The organism is Streptomyces sp. AcH 505, from assembly GCF_000818175.1.
In the GTDB taxonomy this organism is placed as follows: domain Bacteria; phylum Actinomycetota; class Actinomycetes; order Streptomycetales; family Streptomycetaceae; genus Streptomyces.
Genome location: NZ_JTIY01000001.1, coordinates 2,627,058 through 2,643,721 on the forward strand (window position 1 = coordinate 2,627,058; position 16,664 = coordinate 2,643,721).

The 16,664-nt window shown below is 72.3% G+C and carries 11 protein-coding genes; 6 read left to right on the forward strand and 5 right to left on the reverse strand.

Annotated elements, in window-relative coordinates:
- The coding region (locus tag HY68_RS12050) for a BTAD domain-containing putative transcriptional regulator (RefSeq protein ID WP_052457080.1) at nt 1-2,256 on the reverse strand (2,256 nt) is incomplete at its 3' end.
- Between the two features lie 222 nt (nt 2,257-2,478).
- On the opposite strand from HY68_RS12050, the gene HY68_RS45035 reads away from it, so the two are divergent.
- Nucleotides 2,479-3,924, forward strand: a complete 1,446-nt coding sequence (locus HY68_RS45035) for a hypothetical protein (RefSeq protein ID WP_052457081.1) — start codon at nt 2,479-2,481, stop codon at nt 3,922-3,924.
- Between the two features lie 48 nt (nt 3,925-3,972).
- Here HY68_RS45035 and HY68_RS12060 read toward each other — a convergent pair whose 3' ends face one another.
- Nucleotides 3,973-4,608: a hypothetical protein gene (locus HY68_RS12060; RefSeq protein WP_041987900.1), complete on the reverse strand. Its 636-nt coding sequence runs from the start codon at nt 4,606-4,608 to the stop codon at nt 3,973-3,975.
- A 182-nt stretch (nt 4,609-4,790) separates the two neighbouring features.
- Between HY68_RS12060 and HY68_RS12065 the strand changes: the two genes are divergently transcribed.
- The gene (locus HY68_RS12065; RefSeq protein ID WP_041987902.1) at nt 4,791-8,615 is read left to right on the forward strand and encodes a S8 family serine peptidase; all 3,825 of its coding nucleotides are present in this window, start codon (nt 4,791-4,793) and stop codon (nt 8,613-8,615) included.
- 139 nt (nt 8,616-8,754) lie between these two features.
- Here the strand turns inward: HY68_RS12065 and HY68_RS12070 are convergent, their stop codons facing one another.
- Both HY68_RS12070 and HY68_RS12075 read right to left on the reverse strand, forming a co-directional pair.
- Nucleotides 8,755-10,761, reverse strand: coding sequence for a serine/threonine-protein kinase (locus HY68_RS12070; RefSeq protein WP_041987903.1), 2,007 nt, complete (start codon nt 10,759-10,761; stop codon nt 8,755-8,757).
- Nucleotides 10,762-10,925: 164 nt separating this feature from the next.
- Nucleotides 10,926-11,564, reverse strand: a complete 639-nt coding sequence (locus HY68_RS12075) for an HD domain-containing protein (protein ID WP_041987906.1) — start codon at nt 11,562-11,564, stop codon at nt 10,926-10,928.
- A gap of 145 nt (nt 11,565-11,709) precedes the next feature.
- Between HY68_RS12075 and HY68_RS12080 the strand changes: the two genes are divergently transcribed.
- From HY68_RS12080 to HY68_RS12095, 4 genes are all read left to right on the forward strand, one after another.
- Nucleotides 11,710-12,723: a DJ-1/PfpI family protein gene (locus HY68_RS12080; RefSeq protein ID WP_041987909.1), complete on the forward strand. Its 1,014-nt coding sequence runs from the start codon at nt 11,710-11,712 to the stop codon at nt 12,721-12,723.
- A gap of 114 nt (nt 12,724-12,837) precedes the next feature.
- On the forward strand, nt 12,838-14,220 hold the full coding sequence (locus tag HY68_RS12085; protein ID WP_041987911.1) for an aspartate aminotransferase family protein: 1,383 nt from the start codon (nt 12,838-12,840) through the stop codon (nt 14,218-14,220).
- 138 nt (nt 14,221-14,358) lie between these two features.
- Nucleotides 14,359-15,090: a GntR family transcriptional regulator gene (locus HY68_RS12090; RefSeq protein ID WP_041987914.1), complete on the forward strand. Its 732-nt coding sequence runs from the start codon at nt 14,359-14,361 to the stop codon at nt 15,088-15,090.
- A gap of 212 nt (nt 15,091-15,302) precedes the next feature.
- Nucleotides 15,303-15,953 carry a hypothetical protein gene (locus tag HY68_RS12095; RefSeq protein WP_041987917.1) on the forward strand — a complete coding sequence of 217 codons (651 nt, stop codon included), beginning with the start codon at nt 15,303-15,305 and terminating at the stop codon, nt 15,951-15,953.
- A gap of 79 nt (nt 15,954-16,032) precedes the next feature.
- Here the strand turns inward: HY68_RS12095 and HY68_RS12100 are convergent.
- Nucleotides 16,033-16,664: SLATT domain-containing protein (locus HY68_RS12100; protein ID WP_241778547.1), on the reverse strand; the 632-nt coding region annotated here is incomplete at its 5' end.

Consider the following 16,664-nt stretch of genomic DNA (forward strand, 5'->3'; position numbering starts at 1 on the left):
CGCGGCGGCCATGTCCGCGAGGGCCTGCGCCTCGCCCCAGCGGTGCTGGGCGGCGCGGGCGGCGGCGAGTCCGACGGCCGCGGTGTCGACCCAGTCGTGCAGATGGCTGCGGAGGTAGAAGAAACCCCACAGGACGGCGGGCAGCCGCCATGCGATGCCCGGGTGCCCGGACGTGGCGGCCTGGTTCACCGCGGTGACCAGATTGGCCCGCTCGGTCTCGCACCAGTCCAGCGCCTGCTCGTGCGTGCTGAACTCCAGCGGCAGGCACGACGCGGGCAGGGGTTCGAGCCGGATCCGGCGGCGGCGCGGTGTGATGTACGTGTACGCCGCGTCGGCGGTGTGCAGATACCAGGCGAGCAGCCGCTCGACGGCCCGGTCCCGCTCCTGCGGCTCCTCCTCCGCGCCGACGCGTTCGGTGGCGTAGACACGGAGCAGGTCGTGGAGTGTGTAGCGGCCGGGGAAGTGCTCGGTGAGCAGATGGGCACGGGTCAACTCGCCCAGCAGGGCGCGGGTTTCGCGCAGCGGGAGCCCGGCGAGCGCGGCGGCGGCCGGCGAGGAGATGTCGGGGCCGGAGTGCAGGCCCAGCAGCCGGAACAGCCGCGCCGCCGGGTCCGACAGCGCTTTGTACGACCAGGAGAAGACGGCCCGTACGTCGGTGGTGAGGTCGTCGCCGCCCGCGAAGGCGTCGAGGCTGCCGTTGCTGTCGCGCAGTTCCTCGGCGATGGCGCTGAGCGGGAAGCCGGGGTACGCGGCCGCGTGGGCGGCGACGATGGCGAGGGCCAGCGGCAGCCGGGCGCAGCGCACGATGATCTCGTCGGCCGCCTGCGGCTCGGCCGCCAGCCGTCCGGTGCCGAGGCGGCGCGCCAGCAGGTCGTGCGCCTCGGCGGGTGTCAGCTGGTCCAGCGTCAGCGGATGGGCGCCCTCACCGGCGATCAGGCCGGTGAGCTGGTTGCGGCTGGTGACGATGACCACGCAGCCGGGGGAGCCCGGCAGCAGCGGGCGGACCTGGTCGGTGTCGCGCGCGTTGTCGAGGAGGACCAGCACCCGGCGGTCGACGAGCATGCTGCGGTACAGCGCAGCCTGGGCCGCGAGTCCCGCCGGGATGCGCATCGGGGGGACCCCGAGCGCGTCGAGGAAGGTACGGATGGCCTCGTCCGGTGTCACGACCGAGCCGGTCGGGTCGAAGCCGCGGAGGTTGATGTAGAGCTGCCCGTCGGGGAAGCGGCCGGCGATCTCATGGGCCCAGTGCACGGCCAGGGTGGTCTTGCCGATGCCCGCCATGCCGCCGATGGCACTGATCACCACCGTCGTCGGTGCGTGCCCGTTCCTCGGCAACAAGGCGCGCGTGCGGTCGAGTTCGGTGTGTCGGCCCGCGAAGGTGGGCAGGTCGGCGGGGAGTTGGGCAGGCCTCGCGGGCTGCGGCACCACCGGGCCTTCGGGTTCGTCCGGCGGGTCGGAGCGCCGTGGCGGTCCGGGGACGAGAGAGGCGTCGGCGGTGAGTATGCGGTCGTGCATCTCCCGCAGCGCCGCGCCGGGTTCGATACCCAGCTCGGCGATCAGGGTGCGCCGGGTGCTGCGGTAGACGGCAAGGGCCTCGGCCTGTCTGCCGGACCGGTACAGCGCCAGCATGAGCAGTTGGCACTGCTGTTCCCGCAGGGGGTACTGGCCGGTGAGCGAGATCAGTTCGGCGATCACCTCTTCGTGGCGGCCGAGTTCGACGTCGACGTCCAGCCGGGTCTCCAGTGCGGTCAGCCGCTCCTCGCTCAGCCAGGAACGCTCCGACTCGGCCATCGGACCCGGGACTCCGGCGAGCGCGGGGCCCTGCCATCCGGCGAGCGCGGTGTGCAGCAGTTCGCCTGCCTCGGTCAGCTCGCCGGCGGCGCGGAGCTTCTTCGCCGCTGTGACCTGTTGCTCGAACACGGCCAGATCCAGGCACTCTTCGGGGAACCTGGCGAGGTAGCCGTCGCCGACGGAGACGATCATCCGCGGGGTGTCGGCCGCTTCCCTGCCGGCCTCCAGAACCTTGCGCAGCCGCGACACGTACGTACGCAGGACGGATACGGCCGCCGCCGGGCGTTCCTCGCCCCAGACGGCGTCGAGGAGTTCTTCGAGAGTGGCGGGTCGTCCTCTGCGTAACAGCAGTGCCACCAGCACGGCTCGCTGCTGGGGCGAGCCGAGGTCCAGCTCTCGTTCACCGCGCCACGCCCGGACCGGCCCCAGCACGGCGAAGCGTACGGAATTCGTATAGGCGTTCACATCGCGGACTCTACTGAGCGCGGAGAGCCCCTCGCACCGCCTTGACGGAATGTCTAGTTCCGTCCCCGGTGATCGTTACCGGGCCGCCATGTCCCCGACATCTTCGGGCTCGCGGTCCCGGAATTGAACCGTTCCCGCGCGGTGTGCGTTGCGGTACGCAGGGTTCGCCGTGTGCGGACCCAACCGGGCCGAGCGGCCCTTGTCCCAAGGAAAGGGGTGCGTATGAGCGAGGGTGAAGAGACGGACGAGCCGAGCACAGGAGGCGACCGCTCCGTACCCGCGGCATCACAGCCGTTGCCCCATTTCGCCGTGGTCATCACCGGCGACGGCTCCGCCGCGATCGACGGCGAACCAGTGGAGGCGGCGGAGGGCGAGGCGGTCGACGCCGCGATCCTCGACACACTGCACCGCAACGCACGCGACCGCGACACACCCGTGACGGCGGCCATCTCCGATCCCTCCGCGGGGTACGTGGCGTACGTCGAGGTCACCCCCGACGGTTCGAGCAGGCTGCTGGACCAGCAGGAACCGACCGAGGCGCAGGAAGAACAGCCGGCGCCGGAACCGGCGCCCGTACCTGTCGAACAGGCCCTGCCCGCACCGGAACCGGTGCCGTTGCCCGTCGAGGACGACCTCGTGGACGACGATTTCGGACCTGCCGACGACTTCGCTCACCAACATGAAGAAGAAGAGGAGGAGGAAGAAGAGGAAGAGGACGACCGAAACGAACTGCCACTGGCCGCCGGTGCAGGGGCCGGTGCCGGGTCGGCCGGCGGGCCGCCTCCGATGATCATCCGTAGAAACGACTCGCGTCAGTCGGACGACGAGTACAAGTCGCCTGGCCTGCTCAACCGGCCCTTCTTCGTCGGTCCCGTGGCACTCCTCGTGGCCGCCCTCGTCATCATTCCGCTGGTCATGCTGGGCAGCGGCGGCGGGGACGAGAAGCAGAGCGCCCGTTCCAGCAGTGCGACGAGCGACATCCCCAGCAAGAAGCCGAGACCGACCCACTCCGTCAGCCCGATCATGGTGCCGCCGGAGCCCAGTACCTCACCCTCGCCTTCGGCCAAGCCGAAGCCGAAGCCGAAGCACAAGAAGGTGGACACGGAGAAGGCAGGCGCCGGCGTCGTCACCATCACGGCGCGACCCCCGCAGGCCACGGCGACCGTGACGGCGAAGCCGAAGCAGGACACCGCAGCCACGGCGGTCAACCGCCTTGCCAAGAACGACCCTTCGGGCCGGCACATCTGCTACCGCGCGTACGTCTCTGGACAGGGCTGGCAGAAGCCCGTCTGCGACGGCACGATGGCGGGCACCTCCGGCCGGAACCTGGCCATCAAGGCCATCAACATCGCGGTCCACGGCGTCGGTGGCTCGGGCGCCAACGCCTTCGTCCACAACCCCAAGTCGACCGACGGCAACGGCCAGTGGAAGACGCCGTGGTCGCCGGTCACCGAGGGCAAGGACCTCTACATCGGCAGCTCGAAGCGGGGCGCGCCGAACATGTCGGGCTTCGCCATCAACGTCGGCTCCGGCCAGGTCTGCCAGGTGGCTCGTCTTCACAACGCCGAGTGGGGCGGCTTCGGTTGCGCCGACCCTCGGCCCAACTACATCTTCGGCGGCACGCTGCGCAACGACACGTACCTGGAAGCTGTGAAGTTCTCGGTCTAGTTCGCGGTGTGAGTGAAGGCCCTGTCCGGCGCGGAAGCCGGGCAGGGCCTATGTCGTCCCGTCCGCCAGCGCGATGATCTGCCCGGACAGCTCGGTCAGTGCCGGGTCGCGCCGCGCCGCCGCCCTCGCGAGGCGGGTGATGTCCGCCGCCCAGTCGCCGGTGGCCCTGTCGTCCTCGTCGATCCGGGCGAAGCCCCGGTCCAGCAGGCCGCGCGCGTCGTCGGGCCTGCGGCGGCCCACCGCCTTGACCGCGCCGAGCGCGTTCGCGAGCGCGCTCGCCGGCCGGGACCACTCGCCCTCCCCGGCCCGCGCCGCCGGGTTGTCCGCGTCGTAGTCCGCCTCGTCCGCGACCGACTCGGCCCGTACGGAGAGGTCGAGCCGCCAGAACAGCGATACGCCGGCGAAGCGGACGAACAACAGGCGCCTGCGGTCCGAGTGGTGGAACTCCGGGTCGCTGCGCACGGCCGCGACCGGCTGCACACGCGCCAGTGTCTCCGGCGCCGCGGTCACACTCGCCAGGAAGCGCGCGTCGGGCACGACCCACTCGACGTCGATGTCGCTGAAGGCGTCGGCGGTGCCGGCCGCGAGCGAGCCGAGCAGGGTCGCCCGCGAGCCGGGGCAGGCCGCCTCCAGCGTGCCCAGCACCGCTGCCGCCAGGGCCGCACGGTCCTTCCATGCCACCATATCGATCCTCCTACCAGCCGTTCCCCGTCTCCGTGGCGGGATGTGGCCACGGCGCAAACCCGCCAGCGACATCATCCCCGTCCTCCCCACCGCTCTGGGAGTGTGGCGCCACCGCAGCACCAACAGCGCCCGGCCGTACGGCCTCTGTGCCGTTTTGCCGATTCACTTGGGGAGCAACATCGATGCGCCTGATATCGCGAACGGCCCTGGGGGCGGCGGCTGCCGCTGTTCTGGCCGTCACCGCGGTCGCGCCGTCCGTGGCCACACCACGGGCCGGCGTGAGCGACGGGACCGGAAAGGGCAGCGGGACCGGAAAGAGCGCCGAGACGGGCAAGAGACCCGTCGTCGGCAGTGCGGCAGCGCAGCGCAAGAGCGGGCAGAGCCACACCGTCACCCTGGTCACCGGCGACAAGGTACGGGTCAGCGAGGACAGTTCGGGCCGCGGCAGCGCCACCGTACTGCCCCGCGAGGACGGCACACAGCCGCTCGTGCAGACCCGGCAGAGCGGTGACGACCTCTACGTCTACCCGGAGGGCGCGGCGGCCGCCATCGCGTTCGGCAGGGTGGACGACGAACTCTTCAACGTCACCGGGCTGATCCGCCAGGGGTACGACGACGCGCACGCCACGTCGATCCCGCTCATCGCCACGTACGACACGCCCGCCGGGTCCGTCGCACGCGAGCTGCCCGTGACCCCCCGTGGCGCCCGGCGCGGGGCCGTCCTCGACGCCATCGGCGGGGTGGCGCTCAAGGCGGACAAGACCAAGGCGGCCGACTTCTGGGCCGATGTCACCTCGCCCCGCAACCGGGCCGCGTCGCAGCTCAAGAAGGTGTGGCTCGACGGCCAGGTCACCTCGCTGATGGACCAGTCCGCCAAGCAGGTCAACGCGCCGCAGGCGTGGGCGGCGGGTTACGACGGCAAGGGGACGAAGGTCGCCGTGCTCGACACCGGCGCCGACCTCGAACACCCCGACCTCCAGGGCCGGGTCGCCGCGACCGAGAACTTCACCGACTCGGACACCGTCGAGGACCGGCAGGGCCACGGCACCCACACCGCCTCCACGGTGGGCGGCTCGGGCGCGGCCAGCGACGGCAAGGAGAAGGGCGTCGCGCCCGGCACCGACCTGATGATCGGCAAGGTGCTGAACGACAGCGGCTCAGGTCTTGAGTCCTGGATCATCGCGGGTATGCAGTGGGCCGTCGACCAGAAGGCCGACGTCGTCTCCATGAGCCTCGGTGACCCCGGACTGCTCGACTGCACCGACCCGATGAGCCAGGCGACCGAGGAACTCGCCCACAGCAAGGACACGTTGTTCGTCATCGCCGCGGGCAACGCGGGTCCTGGCGACAACACCGTCTCCTCGCCCGGCTGCGCCCCCAGCGTGCTGACCGTCGGCGCCGTCGACAGCGCGGACGCCACCGCCTCGTTCTCCAGCCGGGGCCCGGTCCTGGACGCGCACACCCTCAAGCCCGAGATCGCGGCGCCGGGCGTCGACATCCTGGCCGCCAACATGGGCGGGCGCGGGGTGTACGCGTACCAGACCATGTCCGGCACGTCGATGGCCACCCCGCACGTCGCGGGCGCCGCGGCGATCCTCAAGGAGCGGCACCCCGACTGGAGCGCCCAGCAGCTCAAGGCGGCGCTCGTCTCGTCGGCGCGGACCGACATCCCCGGCGACGTCCGGGAGACCGGCGGCGGCCGGCTCGACGTCGAGGCGGCGATCGGCCAGAGCGTCGTCGGCGCGCCCGCGATCCAGGGCGGCAGCTTCAACTGGCCGCAGGACAAGAGCGACCGCACCAGCGTCGACGTCCCGTACACCAACTTCACCGGTAAGCCGCTGAAGTTGAACCTCTCCGTCGGGCGGGTCACCGGCAACGACGGCACCACGGTCCGGTCCGCCGTCGCCAAGCTCGGCAAGAGCAGCGTCACCGTCCCGGCAGGCGCCACCGTCAAGGTGCCGCTGGCCGTCGACCCGGTGGCGCGGCTGGCCAACGGCCAGTACGGCGACGTCACAGGCCGGGTCCTGGCGACCGGCGCAGGCGGTGTCAGCGTCTCGACGCCGTTCGCGCTGTACGTACAGCCGACGACCGTCACCCTGCGGGTCAAGCTCGTCGACCGCACCGGCAAGCCGGCCGCGGGCTCCTCCTCGCTCGACGTGATCGGTACGGACACCGCGACGGGTGAGAGCCGCTTCAACGAGGGCGCCACCGACCAGGTGTTCCAGCTGCGCCCCGGCGCCTACTTCCTGTCCTCCTTCGTCGTCTCGCCCGACACCACCGACGCGACCGGGCAGCAGGTCGGTTCGGTCAGCTATCTCGGCCGCCCGCAGGTCGACCTGAAGCGCGACACCACCCTGGTCCTGGACGCCAGGAAGGCGCACCGCATCTCGGTCCGTACGGACCGGCCGAGCGAGGTCCGCACGACCACCCTCAACTTCGCCCGCAGCTGGGACAACCAGTGGCTGCACGCCGGATCGGTGTCCGGCGGCCGGCTCGTCAAGGACTACTACGCGGACGTCCAGGACCCCGCCGAGGACGGCGAGTTCGAGTTCGGCAGCTACTGGCGCGCGTACGCGCCGCAGTTCCAGAAGCTGACGGCGGTCGGCGGTCCCGAGCTGCACCCCGTGACCGCGAGCGTCGGCTCGGACAACCTCGACGGTACGGGCGAGGCCCAGCTCGTCGACGCGGGCAAGGGCACCCCGGCCGAGCTGACGGCCGCCGGGGTACGGGGCAAGATCGCGCTCGTCGAGGTCCCGGACGACGGCGCCCTCGGCGACGTGGGTACCGACGCCCTGGCCGCCGGTGCGAAGGCGGTCGTCATGCACCGCCCGTCCGCCGGGCGCTGGCAGCCCGCGTACGGCTTCGCGGGCGGCCCGCTGCCGACCGTCGCCGTCGAGGCGGCGGAGGCGAAGGCGCTCGAAGCGAAGCTGGCCGCGGGCCAGGTGACCCTGCGCTGGAAGGCGACGGCCACGAGCCCGTACGTCTACAACCTGGGCTTCCCCGAGGACGGCACGATCGGCTCCGACCGTACGTACCACGTGCGCGACGGGCAGCTCGGCCGCAACGACTCCACCTACAACTCCATGGGCGTGGCGGCCGACTTCATCGACGGCGTCGGCGCGTACCGTCCGTCAGGCAGCGGACTGATCAGCGTCTCGGGCATCGACCTGGTCGCCATGCCGTCGACCCGCGCCGAGTACTACACGGGCGACGGCACGACCTGGGACCACTTCGTCTCGTCCAGCTTCCCGTTCGGGGAGTACATGATGTCGCCGGCCAGGGCCTACCAGCCCGGCAAGAAGGTCAAGGAGAGCTGGTACGACGGAGTGATCGGCCCGAACGCCGGCGTCGACGCGACGGGCGCACCCGCGCTCGCCGCCGAACGCCAGGGAAACCAGATCGGGTTCGCCCCCGCCATGTGGTCCGACACCGAACACACCGCCCAGCCGGGCTCGTTCGGCGACATCGGATCGCTGTTGCTGCGCCGTAACGGCGAGGACTTCGACAGCAGCGGCTTCCCGTACGGGGTGTTCACCGTCCCGGCGGACGACGCCGAGTACGAACTCATCAGCAACAACACCAAGATCGGCTCGTCGTCGGCCAGTTGGCAGAGGTCGACCGATGTGGTCACCGACTGGACCTTCCGCTCCCACCTGGACGACAGCGCCTTCTCGCAGGGGATCCCGCTGCTCTTCCCGCGGTACGACCTCCCGGCCGACGGGGCGAAGACGCTCCCGGCCAAGGACGGCCTGCGGATCGGTCTCTCGGTCACCGGGCACGCCGGCTACACCCCGGGCGCCGTGGTGTCCGCCGCGCTGTCGTACTCGTACGACGGCGGCAAGACCTGGACGGCCGCCGAGGTCGACCGGCGCAAGGGCGCGTGGACGGCGACGGTGAACCACGCCGGAGCCGACAGCGCGGCGAAGGTCACGCTGCGGACCACCCTGGCCGACGCCAACGGCAACAAGGTCACCCAGACGGTGACCGACGCGTACGGCCTGCGCTAGGCCCGCGCAGAGGGTTGTCGCCCCTCGAACGCCGCCCCGCTCCCGGGACTCCGCGATGTCTCCGGGACCGGGGCGGTCCCATGTCGCATCCCATGTCACCTGGCGCCTGGCGCCTGTCACCTTCAGGCCACGGCCCGGCTCAGTTGCCCTTCGTGTACGTCAGCGCCTCTCCCGAGGTCGTTACGCGCTGGAGGTCGCCGTTGCCGAGGATCGTCAGCGTCGTGGGCGCACCGGGCGTGCACGAGGACATCGGTTCGCCCTTGGTGACCGTCGAGGAGCCGATCTGGAGGGGAGCGTCCGAGGCCGGGGCGGACGAGAGCGGCGCCTGGAAGACGCAGTGGTACGAACCGCCGCCCTCCGTCGGCCCGTCCGCCGTGAGGGTCAGGACGGTGTCCCCCACCTTGCCCTGCTCGATGGTGAGTTGACGCGTGCTGAAGCCGGTCGGGGTGTTGACCCCGCCCTTCCAGCTCCCCACGAACTTCGTCGGTACGTCCCCGTCCTTCGGCGACGCCGAGTCCGAGGAGGACGGTGAGGACGTCGGCGGGGCGGGGGAGCCCTTCTCCGGCTGCTTCGGGTCGGCCGACGCCGCCACCGTCGTGTCCTTGTCGTCCTTCGAACTGCCGCTGCCCATGAACGCGTACACGGACCCGCCGGCCCCGAGCGCGACGACAAGCGCGACGGCGATCAGCACGACGGTGCTTCGGGTGCTGCGCCGCTCGGGCTCGGGCTCGGGGAACGGCGCCTGCGTCCGGCCGTACGGCGGCGGGGGCGGGATCGTGCCGTACGGGGGCGGGGGCGGCGTCTGCTGCCCGTAGCCCGTCTGGGGATAGCCGTACGCGGGGGCAGGGCCGGGGCCCGCCTGCGGGTAGCCGTAGCCGTACGGCGGGGGAGGGGCGATCGGGCCGAACTCCGCGGCGGGAGCGGGTGTCGGCGTCGGCGCGGGCGTGGGTGCGGGCGTCGGCGCGGGCGCCTGGACGGGGATGACCGTCGTCGAGTCGTCCTCCGCCGGTCCTGCCTGCGACGTGCCGGGCGCGGGTGGCGCGGGTGGCGCCGGTACGGGCACCTCGTCGGACGGGGAAGCGTCCGGAGCCGGCGCAACAGGGGACGGGGCCGGTGTCGCTGCGGCCTCGATCGCGCCGAGCGCGGGTGCCTTCGCCAGCTGGGCGAGGCCCTGCGGCCGGCGCGCGTACGACGTCGGGTCCTCGTACTCCAGCAACTCCACCGCGTGCTGGCCCAGTTGGGCCAGGAGCGCGCCCGGCAGCCACGGTTCACCGCTGGGCCCGGCACCGGAGTCCTCGGCCTCGCCCACCCGGGCCAGGATGTCCCGCGTGGTCGGCCGCGCCGCCGGGTCCTTCTGGAGACAGGCCCTGACGACCGTCCCGAGGCCTTCGGGGAGTTGGGAGGTGTCCGGCTCCTCCTGGGCTATCCGGAACATCAGTGCGTGCGGGCTGCTGTCGGCGGCGCCGAACGCCAGCCGGCCGGTGGCCGCGTAGGCGAGGACGGAGCCGAGCGAGAACACGTCGCTGGCGGCCGTCAGCCGGTCCCCGCGCACCTGTTCGGGTGACATGAAGCCCGGGGAGCCCACCGTCGCGCCCGTCAGGGTCAGCCCGGTGGTCGTGGTGGACTCCAGGGCCCTGGCTATCCCGAAGTCGATGACGCGCGGCCCGTCGATCGTCACCATCACGTTGGACGGCTTGAGGTCGCGGTGGATGAGCCCGGCGGCGTGGATGTCCTGGAGGGCGTGCGCGAGACCGGAGGCGAGTATGCGCACGGACCGCTCGGGCAGCGGCCCGTGGGTGCCCGCCCCGGGGCCCAGCGCACCGGGTCTGCGCGTGCCGACGACCGACTGGAGCGAGGGTCCGGCGACGTAACCCGTCGCGAGCCACGGCACCTCGGCCTCCGTGTCGGCGTCCAGCACGGGAGCCGTCCAGGCCCCGCCGACCCGGCGTGCCGACGCCACCTCCTGGCGGAACCGGGCGCGGAACGTCTCCTGTTCGGCCAGCTCCCGCCGTACGAGCTTGACGGCGGCCGTGCGGCCCCTGTCGGAGCGCGCCAGGAAGACCTGACCCATGCCGCCGGCGCCCAGCCGTGCCAGCAGCGTGTAGGCGCCGATGCTCTGTGGATCTTCCGGTGCCAGCTTCTCCATGGCCGAGCGGCCCTCCCGTACCCCGATGTGTCCGACCCGCGAACCCGTACCGATCCGCGGACCCGAACCGGCTTTGTTAGCGAGGAGACTGCCATGTCCCGGGCGCCGGTTCCCCAGGGGCCGTACCGCAAGCCCCCGACCAGCGGCCCGGCCCCCGCCGCACGCTACTCGGGCCAGGCGGAGTTCTCGATCACGTCAACGAAATCCGTCCGTACGAACCCGGGCGAGAAGCGCGCCAGCACATCCGCCTTCACGTTTCCGAAGGCCGTGTCCGGCCGGTGCTCGATGCCCTCGGTGAACGCCCGCAGGATCCGCCGTTTGAAGTCCGGCCGCGGATGGGCGGCGACCACCTCGTCCCTGACCTCGCCCGGTACGGCGTCGAGCCCCATCCCCAGCACGTCGAACTCCACGCCCGCGGTCACCAGTGCCACCTCGGGCTCCATGTGGGCGGGGATGCCGGGCGTCGTGTGCAGGGCGATCGCCGTCCACACGATCCGTGCGCTGTCCCGCGTCAGGCCGTGCCGCAGCAGGAAGTCCCGCGCCGCGTCGGCGCCGTCCAGCTCGAAGCGCTGCTGGGACGCGCGGTACTCCTCGGTCAGGCCCAGGTCGTGGAACATCGCGCCGATGTAGAGCAGTTCGGGGTCGTACGCCAGCCCCTGCCGCCGGCCCTGGAGCGAGCCGAAGAGGAAGACCCGGCGGGAGTGGTCGTACAGCAGTGGGCTCGTGGTGTCGCGGATCAGCTCGGTCGCCTCGGCGGCGAGGGCGCTGTCGGGGATCTCGATGCCGGCGATGCGCTCGGACATGGCGGAACGTTCCTTTCGCGGGATGCCGGTGCCGCTTCCGGTACCGGCGCTTCTCCCACTCTCGGGCCGCTCACCACCGTCCCGCCATGTCTGTCCGGACCCATATCCCACACATCTGGCCAAGCAAGCGCGTTACCGTCCCCGTATGGAGCGTCCGGAACGCAGAGAGATCGCCGTGCTCGTCTACGAGGGCGTTCGGCTGATGGATGTCGCGGCGCCGCTGGAGGTGTTCGCTACGGCCACGACGGCGCACGGCAGTGGGAGTGGCGGCGGAGGCCGGGGTGGCGGTTACGCCCTGACCGTCTGCTCCCTCGACGGCGGCCCGGTCACCACCTCCACCGGCACCCGGCTGCACGCCGACGCCGCTGCCGCCGATGTCACGGCGCCCCACACCCTGGTCGTCCCCGGCTCCGACGACCTGCCGCACCGGCCGCCGCCCGCCGGTCTCGTCGACGCCGTCACCGCGCTGGCCGGCCGGTCCGCACGTACCGCGTCCGTCTGCACCGGCGCCTTCGCCCTCGCGGCCGCCGGGCTGCTCGACGGCCGGCGCGCCACCACGCACTGGCGGCACGCGGCGACGCTCGCCCGGCGGTTCCCCGCGGTGACGGTCGAGCCGGACGCCATCTTCGTACGGGACGGCGACGGCCGTACGTACACCTCCGCCGGGGTCACCGCGGGCATCGACCTCGCGCTGGCCCTCGTCGAGGCGGACGAGGGCGCGGGGCTCGCCCGCGAGGTCGCCCGCGACCTGGTGGTGTTCCTGCGCCGCCCTGGCGGCCAGTCGCAGTTCTCGGTGGCGGCACGGACCCCGAGCCCGCGCCACGACGCCCTGCGCGTCCTGCTGGCCGAGATCGCCGCCGATCCGGCGGCCGACCACTCGCTGTCCGCGCTCGCGCGACGCGGCGGGCTGAGCCCACGCCATCTGAGCCGGCTGTTCACCGAGCAGATCGGCAGCACACCGGCCGCGTACGTCGAGTCCGTACGGCTGGAGGCGGCGCAGGCGCTGCTGGAGGCGGGCGAGACGGTCACCGGCACCGCGGGACGCAGCGGGCTCGGCAGCGACGAGTCGCTGCGCCGGGTCTTCCTGCGGCAGCTCGGGGTGACGCCGTCGGCGTACCGCTCACGGTTCCGTACGACGCTGCGTACGGCGGGCGGCTGACCCCCTGCGCCCCCCGCGCTTCCGCCGCGAGGCGACACCCTGCCCAGGAAAGTGGCGCAGTCCATACACCTTGGCCGTACCGCCCCGGCCTGCGCGTTCCTACCCTTGGCGGCCATGACCCCTCATGTCGCCCCCGACCCGCAGACCGGCGCTCCCGACCCGCAGGCGGGCGCCGCCGTCAAGGCCGCCGACCGCGCGCACGTCTTCCACTCCTGGTCGGCGCAGGAACTGATCGACCCGCTCGCTGTCGCAGGCGCCGAGGGGTCGTACTTCTGGGACTACGACGGCAACCGCTACCTCGACTTCGCCAGCGGTCTCGTCTTCACCAACATCGGCTACCAGCACCCGAAGGTCGTCGCCGCGATCCAGCGGCAGGCGGCCGAGCTGGTCACCTTCGCCCCCGCCTTCGCCGTCGAGGCGCGCTCCGAGGCGGCCCGGCTCATCGCCGCGCACACCCCAGGCGACCTCGACAAGATCTTCTTCACCAACGGCGGCGCCGAGGCCGTCGAGAACGCCGTCCGGATGGCGCGGGTGCACACGGGGCGCCCCAAGGCGCTCTCCGCGTACCGCTCGTACCACGGCTCGACCTCCACCGCGATCAACCTGACCGGCGACCCGCGCCGCTGGGCGTCGGACACCGGCTCGGCGGGCGTGGTGCGCTTCTGGGCGCCGTTCCTCTACCGCTCGCCGTTCTACGCCTCGACGGAGGCGGAGGAGTGCGCACGCGCGCTGGAGCACCTGGAGTCGACGATCGCGTACGAGGGCCCGGCCACCGTCGCCGCGATCGTCCTGGAGACGATCCCCGGCACTGCCGGTGTCATGACCCCGCCGCCCGGCTATCTCGCCGGCGTACGGGAGCTGTGCGACCGGTACGGCATCGTCTTCGTCCTCGACGAGGTGATGGCCGGGTTCGGCCGTACGGGCAAGTGGTTCGCCGCCGACCACTTCGACGTCGTACCCGACCTGCTGACCTTCGCCAAGGGCGTCAACTCCGGCTATGTGCCGCTGGGCGGTGTCGCGATCTCCGGCGAGATCGCGGACACCTTCGCGACCCGTCCGTACCCCGGCGGGCTGACGTATTCCGGCCATCCGCTGGCCTGCGCCGCCGCCGTCGCCACGATCCGGGTGATGGAGGACGAGAAGATCGTCGAGAACGCGGCGCACATCGGCGAGACGGTGCTCGGCCCCGGGCTGCGCGAGCTGGCCGAGCGCCATGTCTCGGTGGGCGAGGTGCGCGGTACGGGCGTGTTCTGGGCCCTGGACCTGGTGCGCGACCGGGAGACGCGTGAGCCGCTGGTGCCGTACAACGCCACGGGCGAGGCGAACGCGCCGATGGCCGCCTTCGCCGCCGCGTGCAAGAAGGGCGGTCTGTGGCCTTTCGTGAACATGAACCGTACGCACGCCGTGCCGCCCTGCAACATCACCGAGGCGGAGGTGAAGGAGGGTCTCGCGGTCCTGGACGCGGCGCTGACTGTGGCCGACGGACACACCGCGTGACGGCCCGAACGCGTCCGGTGCCGGGGGCCGTTCCGCGGCTCGTCCCGCCGTGTCCTGGGGAGCCCGGTCATGCGGCTACCAGGTCGTAAGGTGTGCGGAGCCGGGTGCCCGGAGCCGTTACGAGGGGACGCACACACCATGCCCGCCAACGGAGCTGTGACCCGCCATACCCTGCGGCAGCAGATCGCGGACGCGCTGCGTGACGAGGTGCTGGCGGGCCGTCTGCTCCCCGGGCAGGAGTTCACGGTCAAGCACATCGCCGAGCAGTACGGCGTGTCGGCGACCCCCGTCAGGGAGGCGCTGGTGGACCTCTCGGCGCAGGGTTTACTCGACTCGGACCAGCATCGCGGCTTCAGCGTCCACCAGTTCTCCGTCGAGGACTTCCGGGGCATGGTCGAGGCGCGCTCGCTGATAGAGGACGGGGTCTTCCGCAAGCTGCGCGGCGACGGGCTCGCGGCCCGCGCGCACGGCGAGCCGCTGGTGGCGGTACGCAGGCGCGGCGAGGAGGCCGCGCGGGCGGCCAGGGCCGGCGATCTGAACGTCCTCATCGGCTACGACCTGCGCTTCTGGCGCGAGCTGAGCGCGCTGGTCGCCAACCGGTACGTCTCCGACTTCCTGCACCGGATGCGCGTCCAGGCGTGGGTGTTCTCCGTGCCGTTCCTGCGGACGGACCCGGACGGCGGCAGCTGGCTGTGGGGCGGGCACGGCGAGCTGGTCGAGGCGGTGACGCTCGGGGACGCGGCGGCGGTACGGGTGGTGCTGGGGAGGTACACCGACCACCTGCTGCGGTGGGCGGACCGGCTGGACGGCGGGGCGACGGGGAGCCCGGACGCGGGCCCGGACGCGGACCGGGCGGCTGACGGACCTTGATCGCATCCCCGCCCCTGGGGTGCACGCGGCGGGGGTGAACGCGGCGGGGCCTGGGTACCCGCTGTACAGGGCGGTCCGCGGGGCCGGTACCCGTGACTCGCCCGATGCGGGCGACCGGGACTCTTCGCTGAACGTGCCCGTCGCATTACGCTGTCCCGACCATCGCGACCATCGCGCGCACGCGTACGAACCCGTTGGAGAGCGAGCCTCCCTTGGCCTGTGACCTGTGGTTGGTCCCCCTCGTCGATGTGCTGTGCCACAGCCCCGACAACCCCTTCGCCGAAGAGATCGCCGTCTACGACAAGGCCCTGGGCGACGCGGGGCTGCCGTCCGTCCCTGTTTTCGCCTATATGCCGGGCCTGTCGGGGGACGTTGCCCCCGTGGCCGGATTCGACTACGACGCCCTGCACTTCCTGCGGCGCGCGTACCTGCTGCACGTCTGCGGCCTCGCCGTCACGCCCGTGGGCGAACTGGGCGGTGACTACGAGCAGTTGCTGGAGATGTTCGAGTCGACGGCCCAGCAGTCGCATCTCGTCTGGCACTACGACCACGCGGGGGCGTACGTCCCCGTGGACTTCGCCGCGCCCCTGTCCAACGACCAACTGCTCGAGGGCGGCGGCCCGCTGGGTTCGACCCAGGGCCTGCTCCGCGAGCTCGAAACCGTGGCCGCGTCGATCGGCATCGACCCGGCGAACCCTCCGACGCCCCCCGCCCCGCCGGAACGCCCCACCTCGCTGGAGGAGCCGGCGTCCTCGACCCCGTACGACGACAGTCCGTTCGCCCGTGAACGGCACGTGTGGCTGGGGCTGCACGCGGCTGCCACCAGGAGCCTGGGTCAGGGCTCGATGATCATATTCAGCTGACGGAAAGCAGGCTGTGGTGGGCGGGGTCCGACCCCGCCCACCGCCGTCACCGCGCCCCGGGGAGGCCCGCCACCGGGGGCTACCGGGGCTCGGGTGGCCGCTGGCGCGGCATGTTGGGCCGGGTGCCGGGCGGCAGCGGGAACCGGCCGCCGGGGAAGGGCGAACCGGCGTCCTGACGGGTCGCCGTGCTCATCGGCATCGACTGGAGCACCAGCGGGGTGGGGCCCGAGCGGAATTCGACCATCCAGTCCGCGGTCTCCGCCCGTACCAGCTCCGTCACGTCCTCCGAGAACCTCCGCAGCACGCTCAGACAGCGCTCCGTCGCCTCGGCCGCCGTGCCCTCCGTCGGGCCGAGGATCTCCCGTACGCACTCCGACGCCCAGTCGAACTGCAGCGTCTGCAGCCGCCGCTGCACCGCCTGCGCCGTGGCGACGTGCCGCATCCAGCCCGCCGTGAAGCCGAAGTACCGGTCGCAGGCCAGGCAGGCGCCGCCGAGGAGCAGCGCGACGTACCCCCAGCCCGCCGCGCCCGCCAGGGTGCCGGTGACGTCCAGCAGGGGCAGGGTCGCGCCGACGACGACCAGGGCGGCCGTCGCCGTCCGCAGGGCGCGGGCGGCGCGCCGTTTGCGGGAGCGGTCGGCGAGATACCAGCCGGCGGTGCGCAGCGCCCCGGCCTCGACCCAGCGGTACAGCTCGTCGAGCCGTTCGGCGG

Coding starts and splice junctions, on each gene's coding strand:
- HY68_RS12070 (WP_041987903.1), bottom strand. CDS start 10,761: ATGGAGAAGCTGGCACCGGAAGATCCACAGAGCATCGGCGCCTACACG.
- HY68_RS12090 (WP_041987914.1), top strand. CDS start 14,359: ATGCCCGCCAACGGAGCTGTGACCCGCCATACCCTGCGGCAGCAGATC.
- HY68_RS45035 (WP_052457081.1), top strand. CDS start 2,479: ATGAGCGAGGGTGAAGAGACGGACGAGCCGAGCACAGGAGGCGACCGC.
- HY68_RS12085 (WP_041987911.1), top strand. CDS start 12,838: ATGACCCCTCATGTCGCCCCCGACCCGCAGACCGGCGCTCCCGACCCG.
- HY68_RS12075 (WP_041987906.1), bottom strand. CDS start 11,564: ATGTCCGAGCGCATCGCCGGCATCGAGATCCCCGACAGCGCCCTCGCC.
- HY68_RS12080 (WP_041987909.1), top strand. CDS start 11,710: ATGGAGCGTCCGGAACGCAGAGAGATCGCCGTGCTCGTCTACGAGGGC.
- HY68_RS12060 (WP_041987900.1), bottom strand. CDS start 4,608: ATGGTGGCATGGAAGGACCGTGCGGCCCTGGCGGCAGCGGTGCTGGGC.
- HY68_RS12065 (WP_041987902.1), top strand. CDS start 4,791: ATGCGCCTGATATCGCGAACGGCCCTGGGGGCGGCGGCTGCCGCTGTT.